The organism is Duganella sp. GW821-FHT01E12 (assembly GCF_059422325.1).
Window position 1 is genome coordinate 192153 of the sequence record NZ_JBWKWR010000009.1, and the last position, 16745, is coordinate 208897.

General features: G+C 63.3%; 22 protein-coding genes. 16 read left to right on the forward strand and 6 right to left on the reverse strand.

Going from position 1 to position 16745, the window contains the following annotated elements; all coding sequences use genetic code 11:
- Window positions 1-31 precede the first annotated feature (31 nt).
- The 4 genes from AC07WS_RS23155 to AC07WS_RS23170 are packed head-to-tail and all read right to left on the reverse strand — an operon-like array spanning window position 32 to window position 2304.
- Window positions 32-559: an RDD family protein gene (locus AC07WS_RS23155; RefSeq protein ID WP_494731342.1), complete on the reverse strand. Its 528-nt coding sequence runs from the start codon at window positions 557-559 to the stop codon at window positions 32-34.
- A complete protein-coding gene (locus tag AC07WS_RS23160; RefSeq protein ID WP_494731343.1) occupies window positions 549-1331 on the reverse strand; it encodes a DUF3106 domain-containing protein in 783 nt (260 codons plus the stop codon). The genes AC07WS_RS23155 and AC07WS_RS23160 overlap by 11 nt, the downstream gene beginning before the upstream one ends.
- A gap of 5 nt (window positions 1332-1336) precedes the next feature.
- Window positions 1337-1738: a DUF3619 family protein gene (locus tag AC07WS_RS23165; protein WP_494731344.1), complete on the reverse strand. Its 402-nt coding sequence runs from the start codon at window positions 1736-1738 to the stop codon at window positions 1337-1339.
- Window positions 1735-2304: an RNA polymerase sigma factor gene (locus tag AC07WS_RS23170; RefSeq protein ID WP_117013433.1), complete on the reverse strand. Its 570-nt coding sequence runs from the start codon at window positions 2302-2304 to the stop codon at window positions 1735-1737. The genes AC07WS_RS23165 and AC07WS_RS23170 overlap by 4 nt, the downstream gene beginning before the upstream one ends.
- 510 nt (window positions 2305-2814) lie before the next feature.
- Between AC07WS_RS23170 and AC07WS_RS23175 the strand changes: the two genes are divergently transcribed.
- From AC07WS_RS23175 to AC07WS_RS23200, 6 genes are all read left to right on the forward strand, one after another.
- The gene (locus tag AC07WS_RS23175; RefSeq protein WP_494731345.1) at window positions 2815-4557 is read left to right on the forward strand and encodes an acetolactate synthase 3 catalytic subunit; all 1743 of its coding nucleotides are present in this window, start codon (window positions 2815-2817) and stop codon (window positions 4555-4557) included.
- Between the two features lies 1 nt (window position 4558).
- Window positions 4559-5050, forward strand: a complete 492-nt coding sequence (gene ilvN / locus AC07WS_RS23180; protein WP_008450481.1) for an acetolactate synthase small subunit — start codon at window positions 4559-4561, stop codon at window positions 5048-5050.
- 31 nt (window positions 5051-5081) lie between these two features.
- Window positions 5082-6098, forward strand: coding sequence for a ketol-acid reductoisomerase (gene ilvC, locus AC07WS_RS23185; RefSeq protein WP_161094931.1), 1017 nt, complete (start codon window positions 5082-5084; stop codon window positions 6096-6098).
- A gap of 136 nt (window positions 6099-6234) precedes the next feature.
- Window positions 6235-6627: a hypothetical protein gene (locus tag AC07WS_RS23190; RefSeq protein WP_494731346.1), complete on the forward strand. Its 393-nt coding sequence runs from the start codon at window positions 6235-6237 to the stop codon at window positions 6625-6627.
- Window positions 6620-7036, forward strand: coding sequence for a hypothetical protein (locus tag AC07WS_RS23195; RefSeq protein WP_494731347.1), 417 nt, complete (start codon window positions 6620-6622; stop codon window positions 7034-7036). The genes AC07WS_RS23190 and AC07WS_RS23195 overlap by 8 nt, the downstream gene beginning before the upstream one ends.
- 81 nt (window positions 7037-7117) lie before the next feature.
- A complete protein-coding gene (locus AC07WS_RS23200; protein WP_494731348.1) occupies window positions 7118-8092 on the forward strand; it encodes a DUF4214 domain-containing protein in 975 nt (324 codons plus the stop codon).
- 7 nt (window positions 8093-8099) lie between these two features.
- Here AC07WS_RS23200 and AC07WS_RS23205 read toward each other — a convergent pair whose 3' ends face one another.
- Window positions 8100-8984, reverse strand: a complete 885-nt coding sequence (locus AC07WS_RS23205; protein WP_494731349.1) for a prolipoprotein diacylglyceryl transferase — start codon at window positions 8982-8984, stop codon at window positions 8100-8102.
- Window positions 8985-9119: 135 nt separating this feature from the next.
- Here AC07WS_RS23205 and AC07WS_RS23210 point away from each other — a divergent pair, with 135 nt between their 5' ends.
- The 9 genes from AC07WS_RS23210 (at window position 9120) to AC07WS_RS23250 (ending at window position 15653) form a co-directional block, all read left to right on the forward strand.
- Window positions 9120-9887, forward strand: coding sequence for an SIMPL domain-containing protein (locus tag AC07WS_RS23210; protein ID WP_494731350.1), 768 nt, complete (start codon window positions 9120-9122; stop codon window positions 9885-9887).
- A gap of 69 nt (window positions 9888-9956) precedes the next feature.
- Entirely contained in the window at window positions 9957-10721 is a 765-nt protein-coding gene (locus AC07WS_RS23215) for an SIMPL domain-containing protein (RefSeq protein WP_494731351.1), read from the forward strand.
- A 104-nt stretch (window positions 10722-10825) separates the two neighbouring features.
- Window positions 10826-11698 (forward strand): CDP-diacylglycerol--serine O-phosphatidyltransferase, encoded by an 873-nt coding sequence (gene pssA, locus AC07WS_RS23220; RefSeq protein WP_494731352.1) that lies wholly within the window; start codon window positions 10826-10828, stop codon window positions 11696-11698.
- A gap of 60 nt (window positions 11699-11758) precedes the next feature.
- Entirely contained in the window at window positions 11759-13306 is a 1548-nt protein-coding gene (locus AC07WS_RS23225; RefSeq protein WP_494731353.1) for a 2-isopropylmalate synthase, read from the forward strand.
- A gap of 6 nt (window positions 13307-13312) precedes the next feature.
- Entirely contained in the window at window positions 13313-13795 is a 483-nt protein-coding gene (locus AC07WS_RS23230; protein ID WP_494731354.1) for a hypothetical protein, read from the forward strand.
- A gap of 147 nt (window positions 13796-13942) precedes the next feature.
- Window positions 13943-14212 carry a hypothetical protein gene (locus AC07WS_RS23235; protein WP_494731355.1) on the forward strand — a complete coding sequence of 90 codons (270 nt, stop codon included), beginning with the start codon at window positions 13943-13945 and terminating at the stop codon, window positions 14210-14212.
- Window positions 14213-14326: 114 nt separating this feature from the next.
- Complete coding sequence (locus tag AC07WS_RS23240; RefSeq protein WP_494731356.1) at window positions 14327-14614, forward strand: hypothetical protein; 288 nt, start codon at window positions 14327-14329, stop codon at window positions 14612-14614.
- Complete coding sequence (locus AC07WS_RS23245) at window positions 14611-14958, forward strand: antibiotic biosynthesis monooxygenase family protein (RefSeq protein WP_494731357.1); 348 nt, start codon at window positions 14611-14613, stop codon at window positions 14956-14958. The genes AC07WS_RS23240 and AC07WS_RS23245 overlap by 4 nt, the downstream gene beginning before the upstream one ends.
- The gene (locus tag AC07WS_RS23250) at window positions 14955-15653 is read left to right on the forward strand and encodes an ArsR/SmtB family transcription factor (protein WP_494731358.1); all 699 of its coding nucleotides are present in this window, start codon (window positions 14955-14957) and stop codon (window positions 15651-15653) included. Before AC07WS_RS23245 ends, AC07WS_RS23250 begins: the two co-directional genes overlap by 4 nt.
- A 24-nt stretch (window positions 15654-15677) precedes the next feature.
- Here the strand turns inward: AC07WS_RS23250 and AC07WS_RS23255 are convergent, their stop codons facing one another.
- Window positions 15678-16166, reverse strand: a complete 489-nt coding sequence (locus tag AC07WS_RS23255; protein WP_494731359.1) for a hypothetical protein — start codon at window positions 16164-16166, stop codon at window positions 15678-15680.
- Between the two features lie 168 nt (window positions 16167-16334).
- Here AC07WS_RS23255 and rpsO point away from each other — a divergent pair, with 168 nt between their 5' ends.
- Entirely contained in the window at window positions 16335-16604 is a 270-nt protein-coding gene (rpsO, locus tag AC07WS_RS23260) for a 30S ribosomal protein S15 (RefSeq protein ID WP_008450438.1), read from the forward strand.
- Window positions 16605-16745 lie beyond the last annotated feature (141 nt).

A 16745-nucleotide genomic window follows, 5' to 3' on the forward strand; every position in this document is an offset into this window, starting at 1 on the left:
AGGCCTATTCTGCCACAGAAGATTGCAAGAATTACACCGCTGGCACGGCCTTCTTTTTCTTTTCCGGCGGCGGTAGCTGGACCAGGCGGGTGCCGGTCAGTTTGTCGTGCAGGAACTGGCGGTCCTTGTCGAGGAAGGCCGTCAGCGACCACAGCAGGATACCGGCGCCGACCGCGCCCAGCGCCTGCCACCGATGCAGGTCCAGCACCAGTGCCGCCAGCAGCGCCGGCAGCACCCACATCCAGCTCAGCAGGTAGCGCACGGCGGCGGTCTGCAGCGACAGGTGGCCGTGGCCGGGACGCACGAGCTTGAGGCGCCAGGTCTTCATCGCCAGCGTCTGGCCGTCGCGGCTCCACTGGTGGATGAAGTAGGCGCCCAGCACCAGGAAGGCCAGCGCCTGGCGCATGTGCTCCAGGGTTGGCGTGTGGCTGCCGTGGACGGCGACTTCAAAAATCAGGAAGGGCAGGAACAGCACCGCGAATCCCAGCAGGGTTTCATAGACCATCGAAATCAGACGGCGCTTGACGGTGGGAATGGTGGCAGGCTGCTTATTTGACATTGCTGTTGGCGGGCTGGGCGGGCGGAACGGATGCCGGCGCGGCAGGCGCGATCACGGGTGCGACGTTCGATGCGTTGGGGATCGGCGCGCCGGTGGCCGGGTCGATGCCGGGCGCTGGCGCGGGCGCCGGTGCGGCGGCGGGCGGCGCTACCACCACGGGCGTCGCGGCCGGGCCGGCGCCGGTCGGCACGGATGGCTTGATCGGCGCCACGGTTTTCATCTTGCTCTGGGTTGGCGTCGGCAGATTGGCGACCTGCTTCTTGGTCGCCGCCCTGGCCGCCAGTTCCTTCTTCTGCTCTTCAGAAAGCTGCTGGTAGGATTCCCACTGCGTGGTCTTCTGCGACGGATCGATCTTCTGCGCGCGGGCGAAGTTCTGGCGCACCTGGCGGCGTTCTTCCGGCGTCATCCTGACCCATTCGCGCATGCGTTCCTGCACGCGGGCCTGCTCGTCCGGCTTCATCGAGGCGTAGCGCTTGACGATGCCCAGCCATTTTTGCTTGCGGATAGGTTCCATCTGGTCCCACTCGGAGGCCAGCGGCTCCAGCGCCTGCTGTTGCGCGGGCGTCAAATCCTTCCACATGGTCTTGTCCGCCGACTTGGCGGGCGCGTGCTTGCCCGCCGCGGCGCCCGGCTGCGCGCCGGCCGCGGATGCGCTTTGCGCGCCGGGCTGCGCCGGCGTCTCCGAACGGCCGCAGCCGACCAGCGCTGCGCTTGCCACCGTCAATACCGCCACCGCCTTAGCGCCCCATGTTGCGTGACCGCTCAATGCCATGCCGCTTACTCGCTTTGGGCCAGATAGGCGTTAAAACCGTGGTCCAGATAGGCGGACAGCGGCAATTCGTCGGACAGCACGGCGGCGTCGAGCTCGGCCAGGTCGGCCACGCGCTGCTCCTGCTCGTACTGGTAGATGCCGGCCAGGCCGCCCACCAGCACCAGCAGGGGCAGGGCCACGCTCATGCGGGTCATCCAGCTGAACGAGAAGAAGCCGGTGCCGGCACCGGCCAGCGCGGTCTTGCGCACGCGCACCTTCAGCGGCGCCTCCACATGGGCCTTCTTGCGGGCGAGCGCCAGCTTGCGCGCTTGCGCCAGGCGGTCGGTGGTCGATGCGGGCAGATCGTCCAGGTGCTCGTTGAGCGCGTGGCGCACCTTGTAAGCGAAATTCAGATCGTCGGTATTCATAATTTGATTCCCTTGGCTTTGAGCGATTCGGCGAGCGTGTGTGTTGCGCGGGAGCAATGTGTCTTCACGCTCCCCTCGGAACATCCCATCGCTTCGGCTGTTTCAGCTACATCCATGTCCTGCCAATAACGCATAAGGAAGGCTTCTCGTTGACGCGCCGGAAGTTTTTGTACTTCGGCATCGATCAGCGCCAGCATCTGCTGGCGCTCGACCTGGTCGGCGCTGGACTCGGCGGCGGCGGAGCCCTCTTCGGCGGCATAGGATTCGAGCAGGTCGAAGTCCTCGTGCTCGTCGCCCGAGGGGCCCATGCCGGAGAACAGGCTGACCCAGGTGTTGCGGACCTTTTCCCTGCGGAAATAGTCGAGGATGGTGGTTTGCAGGATGCGCTGGAACAGCATCGGCAGCTCGGCGGCCGGCTTGTCGCCGTACTTCTCGGCGAGCTTGATCATCGCGTCCTGCACGATGTCCAATGCGGATTCGTCCTTGCGCACTGCGTAGACGGCTTGTTTAAAGGCACGCCGCTCGACGTTTTCGAGAAAGTCGGATAATTCTTTGTCTGTGGCCATGCGTCGGGTGTGGGTACTGCCGGGAAAGCCGGCGCTGGGCCGCTTGATGGCGGCTCGTGAACTGAGCGCATGCTAGCAAAAATTAGCCATTTCTGCATGGTTTTTGCGGCGTGGACGATGCAAAATGCTCCGCAATGCGGAATTTTTCGATATTTCCCTTGCCCAAACCGGTGCGCCCGGTGTACCGTATGGGACGCTTTGAACACCCCGAAGCTCTATGGTCTGGTCGCAGCAGGCACACAACGCCGCAATCGACGAGACGCGCTTTCATATGTCAGCAGTTTGCTCTAACCCGTGCCACAAGCGCGAGAGGTACGCAGAACCGCTACAGACAGATCCGGCCAAACGAGAGTTTGCAGCTAGCACTGCTTTGCACGTCACTACGGTTGACGGAAGAGGCAGGTGTGACTGCAGAGATAAAGGGAAGCAGGGCAATGCTGTAGAGGTGGGCCTACTTCGTTAGGAAAGAGCATCCGATCAATCTCCTATGGACCTTGAAAGGAATGTTTCATGAATACCGAAGCAACCGCATCATCCGGAGCGAACACGCTCACAGGCGCTGAAATACTGGTGCGCTGCCTGGCCGAGGAAGGCGTAGAACACGTCTTTGGCTATCCGGGCGGAGCCGTCCTGTATATCTACGACGCCATCTTCAAGCAAGACAAATTCCAACACGTTCTCGTGCGTCACGAACAGGCCGCAGTGCATGCCGCCGACGCGTACTCGCGCAGCTCGAACAAGGTTGGTGTCGCGCTGGTCACGTCCGGCCCGGGCGTCACCAATGCCGTGACAGGTCTTTCCACCGCTTACATGGATTCCATCCCCATGGTCGTGATCTCGGGCCAGGTGCCCAGCCACGCCATCGGCCAGGATGCCTTCCAGGAATGCGACACGGTCGGCATCACCCGCCCCGTGGTCAAGCACAACTTCCTCGTCAAAGACGTCAAGGATTTGGCGGAAACCGTCAAGAAAGCCTTCTTCATCGCCCGCACCGGCCGTCCAGGCCCCGTGCTGGTCGACATCCCGAAGGATATCTCGATGCACAAGACGACCTTCTCGTACCCGAAAGAGGTCGAGATGCGTTCGTACAAGCCGGTCGACAAGGGCCATTCGGGCCAGATCCGCAAGGCGGTCCAGCTGCTGCTGCAGGCCGAACGCCCGATGATCTACACCGGCGGCGGCGTCATCCTGGCCAACGCCTCGCCCGAGCTCAACAAGCTGGTCGACAAGCTGGGCTTCCCGGTCACCAACACGCTGATGGGCCTGGGCGCCTACCGCGCCAGCGACGAGAAATTCGTCGGCATGCCCGGCATGCACGGCACCTACGAAGCGAACATGGCGATGCAGCACTGCGACGTGCTGATCGCCATCGGCGCCCGCTTCGACGACCGCGTGATCGGCAACCCGAAACACTTCGCCTCCAACCCGCGCAAGATCATCCACGTGGACATCGATCCCTCGTCGATCTCCAAGCGCGTGAAGGTGGACATCCCCATCGTCGGCAACGTCAAGGACGTGCTGATCGAATTCCTGGCCCAGCTCGACGCCGCGGACGCCAAGCCGAACGCGCCCGCGCTCAAGGACTGGTGGAAGCAGATCGCCGAATGGCGCGGCCGCGATTGCCTGAAGTATCCGACCTCGGACCTGGTGATCAAGCCGCAGTCCGTGGTGCAGAAGCTGTGGGAAGTGACCAAGGGCGACGCCTTCATCACCTCCGACGTCGGCCAGCACCAGATGTGGGCCGCGCAGTACTACCCGTTCGACAAGCCTAAGCGCTGGGTCAACTCGGGCGGCCTGGGCACGATGGGCGTGGGCCTGCCGTACGCCATGGGCGTGCAGATGGCCAACCCGGACGCCACCGTTGCCTGCATCACCGGCGAAGGCTCGATCCAGATGTGCATCCAGGAACTCGCGACCTGCAAGCAATACCATCTGACGCCGAAGATCATCATGCTGAACAACCGCTTCCTGGGCATGGTCCGGCAGTGGCAGCAGATCGACTACGGTTCGCGCTATTCCGAGTCCTACATGGATTCGCTGCCGAACTTCGAGAAGCTGGCTGAAGCCTACGGCCACGTCGGCATGCGCATCGAGAAGCCGGGCGACGTCGACGGCGCGCTGCGCGACGCCTTCGCCATGAAGGACAAGCTGGTCTTCATGAACTTCATTACCGATCAATCGGAAAACGTCTGGCCGATGGTGAAAGCGGGCAAAGGGCTCTCTGAAATGCTGTTGGGTTCGGAGGACTTATAACATGCGACACATTATCTCTGTCTTGCTGGAAAACGAAGCCGGCGCGCTGTCGCGCGTGGTGGGCCTGTTCTCGGCCCGTGGCTACAACATCGAAACGCTGACCGTGGCGCCGACCGAGGACGCGACCCTGTCGCGGATGACCATCGTCACCACCGGCTCGGACGACATCATCGAGCAGATCACCAAGCACCTGAACCGCCTGATCGAGGTGGTCAAGGTGGTCGATCTGACCGAAGGCCAGCACATCGAGCGCGAACTGATGCTCATCAAGGTGCGCGCGGTGGGCAAGGAGCGTGAGGAGATGAAGCGCACGGCGGACATCTTCCGCGGCCGCATCATCGACGTCACCGAGAAGACTTACACGATTGAACTGACCGGCGCCAAGAGCAAGCTCGACGCGTTCATCGATTCGATCGACCGCGCTTCCATCCTGGAAACGGTACGTACCGGCGGTTCCGGCATCGGACGCGGCGAACGCATCCTCAAAGTTTAATCAAATTCAAAAATACTACTAAGGAAATACCATGAAAGTTTTCTACGACAAAGACGCTGACCTCTCCCTGATCAAGGGCAAAAACGTAGCCATCATCGGCTACGGCTCGCAGGGCCACGCCCACGCGCAAAACCTGAGCGACTCCGGCGTCAATGTGACCGTCGGCCTGCGCAAGGGCGGCTCCTCGTGGAGCAAGGTCGAGAAGGCCGGCCTGAAAGTGGCGGAAGTGAACGACGCGGTCAAGGCCGCCGACGTCATCATGATCCTGCTGCCGGACGAGAACATCGCCCAGGTCTACAACGAAAACGTCGCGCCGCACGCCAAGCAAGGCGCGGTGCTGGCCTTCGCCCACGGCTTCAACGTGCACTACGGCCAAGTCGTGCCGCGCGCCGACCTGGACGTGATCATGGTCGCACCGAAGGCCCCAGGCCACACCGTGCGCGCCACCTACACCCAGGGTGGCGGCGTGCCGCACCTGATCGCCGTGTACCAGGACAAGTCCGGCATCGCCCGCGACATCGCCCTGTCGTACGCCTCGGCCAACGGCGGCGGCCGTGCCGGCATCATCGAGACCAACTTCCGCGAAGAGACCGAGACCGACCTGTTCGGCGAACAGGCTGTCCTGTGCGGCGGCGCGGTCGAGCTGATCAAGGCCGGCTTCGAAACCCTGACCGAAGCGGGCTACGCTCCGGAAATGGCTTACTTCGAGTGCCTGCACGAGCTGAAGCTGATCGTCGACCTGATCTACGAAGGCGGCATCGCCAACATGAACTACTCGATCTCGAACAACGCCGAATACGGCGAGTACGTGACCGGTCCCAAGGTTGTGACCTCGGCCACCAAGGACGCGATGCGTCAGTGCCTGAAAGACATCCAGACCGGCGAGTACGCCAAGTCCTTCATCCTGGAAAACAAGGCGGGCGCTCCGACCCTGATCTCGCGCCGTCGCCTGACCGCCGAGCACCAGATCGAAGAAGTCGGCGCAAAACTGCGCGCCATGATGCCTTGGATCGCCAAGAACAAGATGGTCGACCAGTCGAAGAACTAAGCTTGCTCTTCGCCACGAAAAAGCCGGCACTGGTTGCCGGCTTTTTTGCGTCCGCGCGTTCCGGTGTGAATATGTGCGCATATTGCGAAGTTTCTTTCAGGTACTATTGCCGGACGATTTACTTCCTCTTAGAACTATGAAACGTCCTACCTCCGTCAGCGTCATCGCCTGGATACTGATCGTCACCTCGCTCATTTCCTTAGTCTCCAGCTACGTCAGCATGGACAAACCCATCGTGCGCGAACTCATGTCCAAGAGCCTGCTGCCGCTGTCCGTCCAATACGCCATGATGTTTGTCGGCCTGGCCGTCAGCGTGGCGACGGGCGTCGCCATGTTGAAAGGCCTGGGCTGGGGACGGCTGGTGTATTTTGCCTGGAGCGTGCTGGGCCTCGTGGTCGGTCTGGCGACGTCGCCGATGAAAGTGGCGATGGTGCCCGGCGCCATCCTGCTGGCGATTTTTGCCTTCTTCCTGTACCGCCCGAAGGCCAACGCCTACTTCAGCGGGCAGATGGCGGCTAACGATGCGTAAGGTACTGAGCGTTATCTGCCAGGTCATCGCCGGCTTCTTTTTCTACATGGTCAGCATGCTGGCCTTCATGAGCGGCTTCCCTGCCATGGGCAAGGCCGCCATGCTGGCCGGATTCTCGGTGCCAGCCTTCATCGCGCTTGCCATCGCGCTGGCATTGACCGGCCTGCGCAATTGGAAGAAGGATACCGGCGTGATGCTGTTGTCCATGTCGGCATTTAACGGATTCGTCATCTTGTCGATGGCGTGCATGTTGACGAGCGAGGAGTTCCGCAAGTTGGTGCCGGCCGATTCCTTCGCGATGTTCGGCGCCTATTTCGTCGGCGCCCTGGTCCTCGCCGCCTTTGCGCTCCTGGGCTGGATATTGTTTAAGTCCGGCGGCGGCATGGCGGAGCAAGTTGCCTCCGTATAGCGGAGCTGGCATTTTCACGTTTTTTTTGAACCTTTTTCGCTGCGGGGCGCATTCACAGGAAATCACACTTGTGGATACGCCATGCACATCTCATTCAAGTCTGCAGTTCCATTCCTTGTCGCGCTCCTTCTTGCCGCTTGCGGCGGTGGCGGGACGGACGCGCCGCCCACGCAGATGACGCGCCTGGCTGGCACGGTGCGTCTTGGTGCCGTCAATGCCACCGACTACGCACCGCTGGTGCAGCAGCTGTATATCTCATACTTCGGCCGACCGGCCGATAGCGGCGCGCTGGTCAATTTCGAGGCGCAGTTGCAGCAATTGAACGCGCCAACCGGCATCGGCGCCATGACCATAGGCTACGCCAACGACGCCAACGTCCATGCGCTGATCGACAGCTTTAGCACCAGCAAGGAATCGGCAGCCTTGTATTCCGGCGACAACGAGGCCTTTGTCATCGCCATTTTCCAGAACGTGCTGGGGCGCTCGCCGGCGCCCACCGGCAAGGCTTTCTGGACCAATGCGCTGAACGGCAATTTGCTGAGCCGGTCCAACGCGGCGTTGACCATTATGTCTTCGGCGCTGCAAAACACCACGCCGCAAGGCTTGCTCGACGCCAGGCTGATCAACAACCGCGTCGCGATCAGCTCGGCCTTCACCGCCGCCCTCAACACCGATGCGCGCGTCAATGCCTACAAGGGGCAAGCCGCGTCGGCGACAGCGCGGGCGATGCTTGCTTCGGTGGACGCGAATACCGACCCCGCCACCTTCGGTTCCTTGGTCGACGCGACGATCAATACCTTGCTTGCCGCGGCCGCGCCACCTCCGGCGTTCTCGACCGTGAGCGGCATCATCAGCCAGCGCTGTCTCAGCTGCCATACAGGCAGTTTCGCGCAGGGTGGCGTTCAGCTGAACAGCTCCGCCAATATACATGCCCAGGCGCAGAACATTTACGATGCGGTGGTGGTCACCCGTGCGATGCCCTTCAATAACGCCACCGGCATGACGGACGCCGAGCGCGATATCGTCAAGGCCTGGTTCCTGGCCGGGGCCAACTGATCCGGCTTTAGCCAGCCGCCGGCCGGTGGGCCGCGCGCTGGCGCAGCAGCAGGGCCCCGGCGGCGCCAAGTGCGATGAGCGAAACGGCGATCATCTCCGCCTGCGTGGCGTGCAGGCCGGCGACATTGAACACCGGATTGACGCGGATCTGCTCGATCAGCAAACGCTCCACGCCGGCCAGTATCAGATACACAGAGAACAGCCAGCCGAAGCCGAACGCATGCTTGCGCAAGGCCCACAGCAGCGCGAAACACAGCGCGGCCATCGCGGTTTCGTACAGCGGCGTCGGATACACGCCGGGCAGGGCGATCAGCTCGCCGTAGATGTTGTTGTCGTAGGTCTGCGCCCACAGCCAGGCCGGCAGCCAGTCCGGCTTGAGCGCCATGTTGGCCGCGATGCCCCAGTCGCCGTCGCCCGACACCTGGCAGCCGATGCGGCCGATGGCGTAGCCCAGCATCATCGCCGGCGCCGCCGCGTCCAGCAGCGGACGCACCGGCATGCGCCAGCGCCGCACGCACACCATGCCGGCCAGCGTGCCGAGGATCAGCCCGCCGAAAATGCTCAGGCCCGAACGCGTGAAGATCATGCCCATCGGGTCGGCGGCAAACTGGTCGGTGTGCTCCAGGATATGGAACAGGCGTGCGCCGAGGACGCCGGCCACCATCACCACCACCATGAAATCGCTGACCACGTCCTGCGGCGGCACGTCCGCGCCGCGCACGCGCGCCGGCCCGATCCGGCCCGCCTCATACAGGCGCTTGAGCTCGGCCCGGAACAGCGCGCCGGCCACCAGCGCACCCAGCGCCACGAACAGGCCGAAGGTCGCCAGCGGCAGCGGCAGCTCGTAGCCGGTCCAGGCTTTGATCACGTCACTCAAATAGGGATACGACATATCGGCTTTCAAAATGCATACTTCGCGCACTGTAGCACAAGGTGGTTTGTTACAAACATTCACCATGTCTTACATATCGCTGCGGCAATTTCGGGTAAAGTTCGCCTTGTTGTAAATTTAACTTTGGAGCCCGCAATGACCGTCATGAAAACTTTCGCCGCAGCCGCTGCCGCCTCCTTCGCGCTTGCCGCGCACGCCGCCCCGCTTGAATCGCTGCCGACCTCCGGCACGCTGGTCGTGGTGCCGGCCTTCGGCGAAGTCAAGCACGCCAACGATCAGGCAGTCGCCACGCTGGCGATCGAAGAGCAGGACAAGGACAAGGCCGCCGCCGCCTCGCGCGTCAACCTGAAGATGAAGCAGGGCCTGGACATCGTCAAGCGCGAAGACCCCGGCGCCAGCCTGAAGACCCAGGGCTACTACACCTATCCGGTCTATCCCGAGGAACGCCAGACGATCAACGGCCAGCCATCCAAACCGCGCGTGCCGACCGCCTGGCGCGTGGGCCAGTATCTGCAGGTGACCACCACCAACCTGGAGAAGCTGCCGAAGACCGTGGCCGCCGCCCAGAAGATCCTGACCCTGAACGGCCTGCAATTCGGCCTGACGCCGGAAACCACCCGCCAGCTGGACGACCAGCGCATCGCCGCCACCTACAAGAACCTGAACGAGCGCATCGGCTCGATCGCCAGCGCGATGGGCCGCAAGGTCGGCGACGCGGTGCTCGACACGGTCGACTTCGAAGGCTCGGGCAACTACGCTCAGGAACGCATGGGCGGCGCCCCGGCGCCGATGATGATGCGCGAGGCCAAGATGATGGACTCCGCCGCGGTGGCCGAGCCGAGCTTCGAGCCGGGCGAGACCACGCTGCAAATGACCCTGGTCGGCAAGGTGCGCTTCAAGTAAGGCCCGGTGCGCGGCGGCGCACATTCAGGTACAGTGACGATTGCTTTTCTATTAATCCTGGAGATCGTTATGACTGCACTGAAACACCTGGCCGCCGCCGTGATCGCCGCTTGCGCGCTGTCCGCGCAGGCCGCGCCGCTGGAATCCCTGCCGACCGCCGGCACGCTGGTCGTCGTACCGGCTTCCGGCGAAGTCCGCCACGTCAACGACCAGGCCACGATCCTGCTGTCGGTCGAGGAAATCGACAAGGACAAGGCCGCCGCCGCCTCGCGCGTCAACCAGAAGATGAAGCAGGGCCTGGACATCGTCAAGCAGGAAGATCCCCAGGCCAGCCTGAAGACCCAAGGCTACTATACCTATCCGGTGTATCCCGAGGAGCCGGCGCCGGTGAACGGCCAGCCGCGCAAGCCGCGCGTGCCGACCGCCTGGCGCGTGGGTCAGTCGCTGCAGGTGGTCACCACCAACCTGGCGGGATTGCCGAAGACCGTAGCCGCCGCTCAACGCGTGCTGGCCTTGAATAATCTGCACTTCGGCCTGGCGCCGGACACCACCCGCAAGCTCGACGACCAGCGCATCGCCGCCGCCTATGCCAACCTGAACGAGCGCATCAACTCGATCGCGCATGCGATGGGCCGCAAGCTCGGCGACGCCGTGCTGGACACGGTCGATTTCGAAGGCTCGGGCAATTACCTCGACCGCGTGTCGGTCACAGGCTCGTCGCGCATGGTCACCGCCATGGCCAGCAACGTTGCCGCGCCAGTGGAAGAGCCCAGCTTCGAACCGGGCGAAACCACGCTGCAGATGCGCCTGGTGGGCAAGGTGCGCTTCAAATAAGCAAACCCGGGCAGAATAGGGGGATGGCGCGCCATCCCCTTTTTTACGGTCGCCTCCTCTATAATGACGGGGCAATACGACCAGTTAATCAGAAACGGAACCCTATGGCCAAATTCCCCCGCCGCCGAGCCAAGAATGGCGCAGTCCAAGCGAAAACGCCCCAGATGTCGCGCTTTAGCCGCTTCGCGCGCCGCGCCAGGGGCGAGGACCTCGACCGGCCGCGCCACCGCGGGATTTATCTGTTGCCGAACGCCTTCACCACCGCCGCGCTGTTCTGCGGCTTCTACGCCATCGTCATGGCGATGAACCAGAAGTTCGAACACTCCGCCTGGGCCATCTTCATCGCCATGGTGCTCGACGGCCTGGACGGCCGCGTGGCCCGCCTGACCAACACCCAGAGCGAATTCGGCGCCCAGTACGACTCGCTGTCGGACATGGTGTCCTTCGGCGCCGCGCCGGCGCTGGTGATCTACGAGTGGTCGCTGCGCGGCCTGGGCAAGCTGGGCTGGATCGCCGCCTTCGTCTACTGCGCCGGCGCCGCGCTGCGCCTGGCCCGCTTCAACACCAACATCGAAGTGGTCGACAAGCGCTTCTTCCAGGGCTTGCCGTCGCCGTCGGCCGCCGCGCTGGTGGCCGGCTTCGTGCTGCTGATGGTGGACCAGGAAGTGTCCGGCCTCGAACTGCGCTGGGTCTCGTGGAGCATCGCCGTGTTCGCCGGCCTGACCATGGTGACCAACGTGCCGTTCTACAGCTTCAAGGACGTGAACTTCCGCAAGTCGGTGCCCTTCATCGCCGTGTTCCTGATCGCGCTGGTGTTCGCGCTGGTGTCGATCGACCCGCCGAAGGTGCTGTTCCCGATCTTCATCGCCTACGGCCTGTCGGGCTATGTGGTGTCGGCCTGGCGGCTGGCCAAGGGCAAGAAGGTCAGCCTGATCCAGACCGACGAGCACACCAGCGACCCCAGCGAGCGGCGCTAAACCAACAGGGGCGGCAGGCCCTGAGAATTCAAGCAACGAAGCATCAGCCACGGAGCCATCATGAGTAACTCATCCAACCGCCTCATCATCTTCGACACCACCTTGCGCGACGGCGAACAATCGCCCGGCGCGTCGATGACCAAGGACGAAAAGGTCCGCATCGCCAAGCAGCTCGAGCGCCTGCGGGTGGACGTCATCGAAGCGGGCTTCGCGGCCGCCTCGCAGGGCGACTTCGAGTCGATCAAGGCGATCGCCTCGGTGGTGCGCGAATCGACCATCTGCTCGCTGTCCCGCGCCAACGACCGCGACATCGCGCGCGCCGCCGAAGCGCTGGCGCCGGCCGAACGCAAACGCATCCACACCTTCATCGCCACCTCCAAGCTGCACATGGAGATGAAGCTGCGCATGCTGCCCGACCAGGTGCTGCTGCAGGCGCGCAACGCGGTGCGCTTCGCCCGCCAGTTCACCGACGACATCGAATTCAGCCCGGAAGACGGCAGCCGCTCGGACGAGGACTTCCTGTGCCGCGTGCTGGAAGGCGTGATCGACGAGGGCGCGACCACCGTCAACTTCCCGGACACGGTGGGCTACGCGGTGCCGGAGATTTTCGGCGAAACCATCCGCCGCCTGCGCGAGCGCATCCCCAACTCCGACAAGGCCATCTGGTCGGTGCACTGCCATAACGACCTGGGCCTGGCCGTGGCCAACTCGCTGGCCGGCGTGATGATAGGCGGCGCGCGCCAGATCGAGTGCACCATCAACGGCCTGGGCGAACGCGCCGGCAACACCGCGCTGGAGGAAGTGGTGATGGCGCTGCGCACGCGCAAGGCTTACTACAACCTGGAGGTCGGCGTCGACACCACGCAGATCGTCGCGGCCTCCAAGATGGTGTCGCAGATCACCGGCTTCGCCGTGCAGCCCAACAAGGCCGTGGTGGGCGCCAACGCGTTCGCGCACGCCTCCGGCATCCACCAGGACGGCATGCTCAAGTCGCGCGAGACCTACGAGATCATGCGCGCCGAGGACGTGGGCTGGGCCGCCACCAAGATCGTGCTGGGCAAGCTGTCGGGCCGCAACGCCTTCAAGCAGCGCCTGCAGGAGCTGGGCATCGACCTGGAATCGGAGGCGGAGGTCAACGCCGCCTTCATCCGCTTCAAGGAGCTGGCCGACCGCAAGGCCGAGATCTTCGACGAGGACATCCTGGCGCTGGTGTCGGACGAGGAACAGGCGCAGGAGCATGAGTACTACCGCTTCATCTCCCTGTCCCAGCAATCGACCTCGGGCCAGACGCCGAGCGCGAAGGTGGCCTTCATGGTCGACGGCGAGGAGCACGTCTCCGAAGGCAAGGGCGACGGCCCGGTCGACGCCACCGTCAACGCCATCGAATCGGAAGTGGGCAGCGGCGCCGAGCTGGTGCTGTTCTCGGTCAACGCGATCAGCACCGGCACCCAGTCGCAGGGCGAGGTGACGATGCGCTTGTCGAAGGAGGGCCGCATCGTCAACGGCGTGGGCGCCGATCCGGACATCATCGTCGCCTCGGCCAAGGCCTACCTGTCGGCGCTGAACAAGCTGCACTCGAAGATCGAGCGCGTCAACCCACAACCCTGAATCGACATGAAATTCAAAGTTATCAGCCTGGCCGCGCTTGCGCTCTGCACTGCGGCCGTTTCCCATGCCGCCTCCAACGGCGACGTCAGCCCGGGCACGGTCGCCGGCCAGTTTGTGGACGCGCTGCAGCATCAGCGCTTCCAGCAGGCCGCGGCCATGTTCGCGCCGGAGGCCGCACAAGACGCCGAGCGCATCTTGAAGCGCGCCGATGACAGCCTTGGAGGTTTTGCGACCATGCATCCTGTCGCGACGCTGCCGGACGGGAACAGCATCAAGCTGGAAGTGCCGGCGCATAAGCAAGTGGCGCAGAAGTTTGTGCAACTCCGCTACGCGTCCACCGCCAGCGATGGACAGCCGGTGTTCTACGAATTGAACCTCACGTCCGGCAAGCTGCCGGCGAAGGTTCTGTCGTTCGGGCTGCATCTGCCCGCGACGGACGAGCAATCGACCAAGCGCGCGCATCAACTCGTGAGCGCCATCAGCCGTTGAAGTGCGCTTTGGAGATGGCGCGGCATGACAAATGTCAGCGCCATCTCGTGACACACTTGACTGTCGGCCCCGATATGCCTGTTCCATCATGACCAACCCGTTGCAACAAGACGGGCAGCGTCCATTCGAACAGGAGCAGTCCCATCCATGAGGAACTTGATATTGACGGTGTTGTCAGTGGCGATGACACTTGCCACCGCCTGCGTGCAGGCTGCCGGATTCCAACACGGCTTTGCCGCCGACCCCGATGGCAAGCCGCTGGAGATCGGCATCTGGTATCCGAGCAAGGCAAGGCCGCAGCCCATGCCGGTGGGATTGACGACGATGTCGGTCGCGCTCAACGGCGCGGTGGAGGGGCGCGCCTTGCCGCTGGTGGTCATGTCGCACGGCACGGGAGGCTCGTTCATCGGACACTAGGACACGGCCATCGCGCTGGCGGACGCGGGCTATGTCGTCGCGGCGGTCACGCACACTGGCGACAACTATCTCGACCAGAGCCGCAGCCTGCTCATCATCGATCGCCCCAGGCAAATGAGCCGGGTGATCGACCATATGCTGACAAGCTGGGACGGCCACGCCGCGATCGATCCTGCGCGCATCGGCATGTTCGGATTTTCCGCCGGCGGCTTTACCGCGCTGGTCAGCATCGGTGGGCGCCCCGATTTTTCCAGGGGCGCGTCGATGTGCCGCGAATATCCGGAAGACTATGCCTGCCGGCCCGAAGCATACGCCGCTTCAAACAGCTATCTTGTCGGTTTGACGTTGCGCGGGTTGCTTTACAATGCCGCCAATGATTTCTTGCACAGGAGAGCCGCATGATCGCCGTGATATTCGAAGTCATCCCCAGCACCGAAGGCTACGCCGAGTACCTCGACCGGGCCGCCCAACTGGCGCCCATGCTGGAAAAAATCGACGGTTTCATTTCCATCGAACGGTTTGAAAGCCTGAAGTCGCCGGGCAAATTACTGTCGTTGTCGTTCTGGCGCGATGAGCAGGCGGTGCGCGCCTGGCGCGAGCAGGAGCAGCATCGCGAGGCGCAGCGTGCGGGCCGTGCCGGCGTGTTCGACGACTACCGCCTGCGCGTGGCCAGCGTGATCCGCGATTACGGTTTGATGGAGCGCGACCAGGCGCCGCCATTCCATCCGCCGGTTGCCGCGCGATGAGCACGCCGCAACCGCGCTTCGCCCGCGTGGCAGCAGCCATCGGCGACCCGACCCGCGCGCTGATGCTGTCGCGCCTGCTCGATGGCCGCTGCTACACCGCCACCGATCTGGCGCAGCACGCCGGCGTATCGGCGCCTACCGCGTCTCAACACTTGAAGCTGCTGGTGGATGAAGGGCTGGCGCGCGTGCGTCCGCAGGGACGCCACCGCTACTACATGCTCGTCGACGGCAACGTCGCCCATGCGCTGGAGGCCTTGCTGCGCGTGGCAGACGGCGCGCTGCCCGAGGCCACGCGCTGGCAGGCGCCGGCCATGCGCGGCCTGCGTCATGCGCGCAGCTGCTACGGCCATCTGGCCGGCGTGCTGGGCGTGGAGCTGTGCCGCTGCTTTGTCGACAACGGCTGGGTGCTGGCGGGAGAGGGCGACGGCCACGAGTATCCGCTCACGCCGTCGGGCCAGCAGCAGATGCGCAAGCTGGGCATCCAGTTGTCCGAAGCGGCGCCGGCCCAGCGTCAGCTGTACGGTTGCGTCGACTGGTCCGAACGGCGCGACCATTTCGCCGGGCCGCTGGCGGTGGCCTTGCTCGACAACTTCGTCGAACGCGGCTGGCTGCGCCGCGGCGACGACACGCGCGCGCTGGAGGTGCCGGCCAGCGGCAAGGCCGCGCTGGCCGCATGGCTCAAAAACGGCGCCTGACGTCAGCGGTCAGGCCGTTCCTGCTCAGCGCGCGCGGCGCGATTCGCGTTCCGGGTCCGGCCCGTTGACCATGGCCTGGACGATGCCGTTGCGGTCGAATTCCACATGCATCACCGAGTCCCACACGTTTTGCTCCTTGTAGCGATAAACCCACACATCGCCGTCCACGCTGGCGTAATGCACTTGCTGGGCCGGGCGGCCGAAGGTGCTCAGCACGGTTTGCTTGTTATCCTTGTGCGGTTTGATGGTGGCGAACTTCTCGCTGCTGAGCACCTGTTCGAAGGAGATCAGCTTGCCGTCCGGGCCAATGCGCGCCATGCGGGTGTACTGGCCGAACGGGCCGCCCGCGTATTCAAGCATCGTGTCGGCGCCGTTGGCGTAAGTCGCGGTGGGCTGGCCCAGCTTGGCCTTAACGGCCTCGGCGGGTTCGCCGGCCGCCAGCGGAGGGGTGTTGAGGCTGGCGCAAGCGCTCAGCACGGCTGGCAATATTGCCACAAATATCAGTTTTTTCATCGCAAACCCCTCTGTTGGACCGGAAAGATGGAACAATTGTAGCCAACACAGGATACATGTGGGAGTTTTTCCGCTATACTTCCGGGTCTGGTCTTCGGATCAGTTTTTTTTGAAGTTCACGGTGGGCAGGGTTCAGACTCCGCGCACCGCATGTTAAAGGTAAATATCATGACCGTAGAAAACATCAACAAAGCCGCCATTATCGCGGACAACGCCCGTGGTCAAAAAGACACCGGCTCCCCAGAAGTTCAAGTTGCGCTGCTGACCGCACGCATCAACGAATTGAACGGCCACTTCAAGGCACACAGCAAGGATCACCACTCGCGTCGTGGTCTGATCATGATGGTTAACCGTCGTAAGAGCCTGCTGTCCTACCTGAAGGGCAAAGATGCTACCCGTTACCGCGATCTGATCGCTAAACTGGGTCTGCGTAAGTAATTTTTGCGTCATCCGGCTTAATCGAAATGCCTGCGCCAGTTTGCTGACGCGGGCATTTTGTCATTTTTGCCGGGAAAATTGCCAAGCGGAATAGCGTCTTGGCAGTGCGACATGGAATTCCTGGGTTTTAGCAGTTGCAGT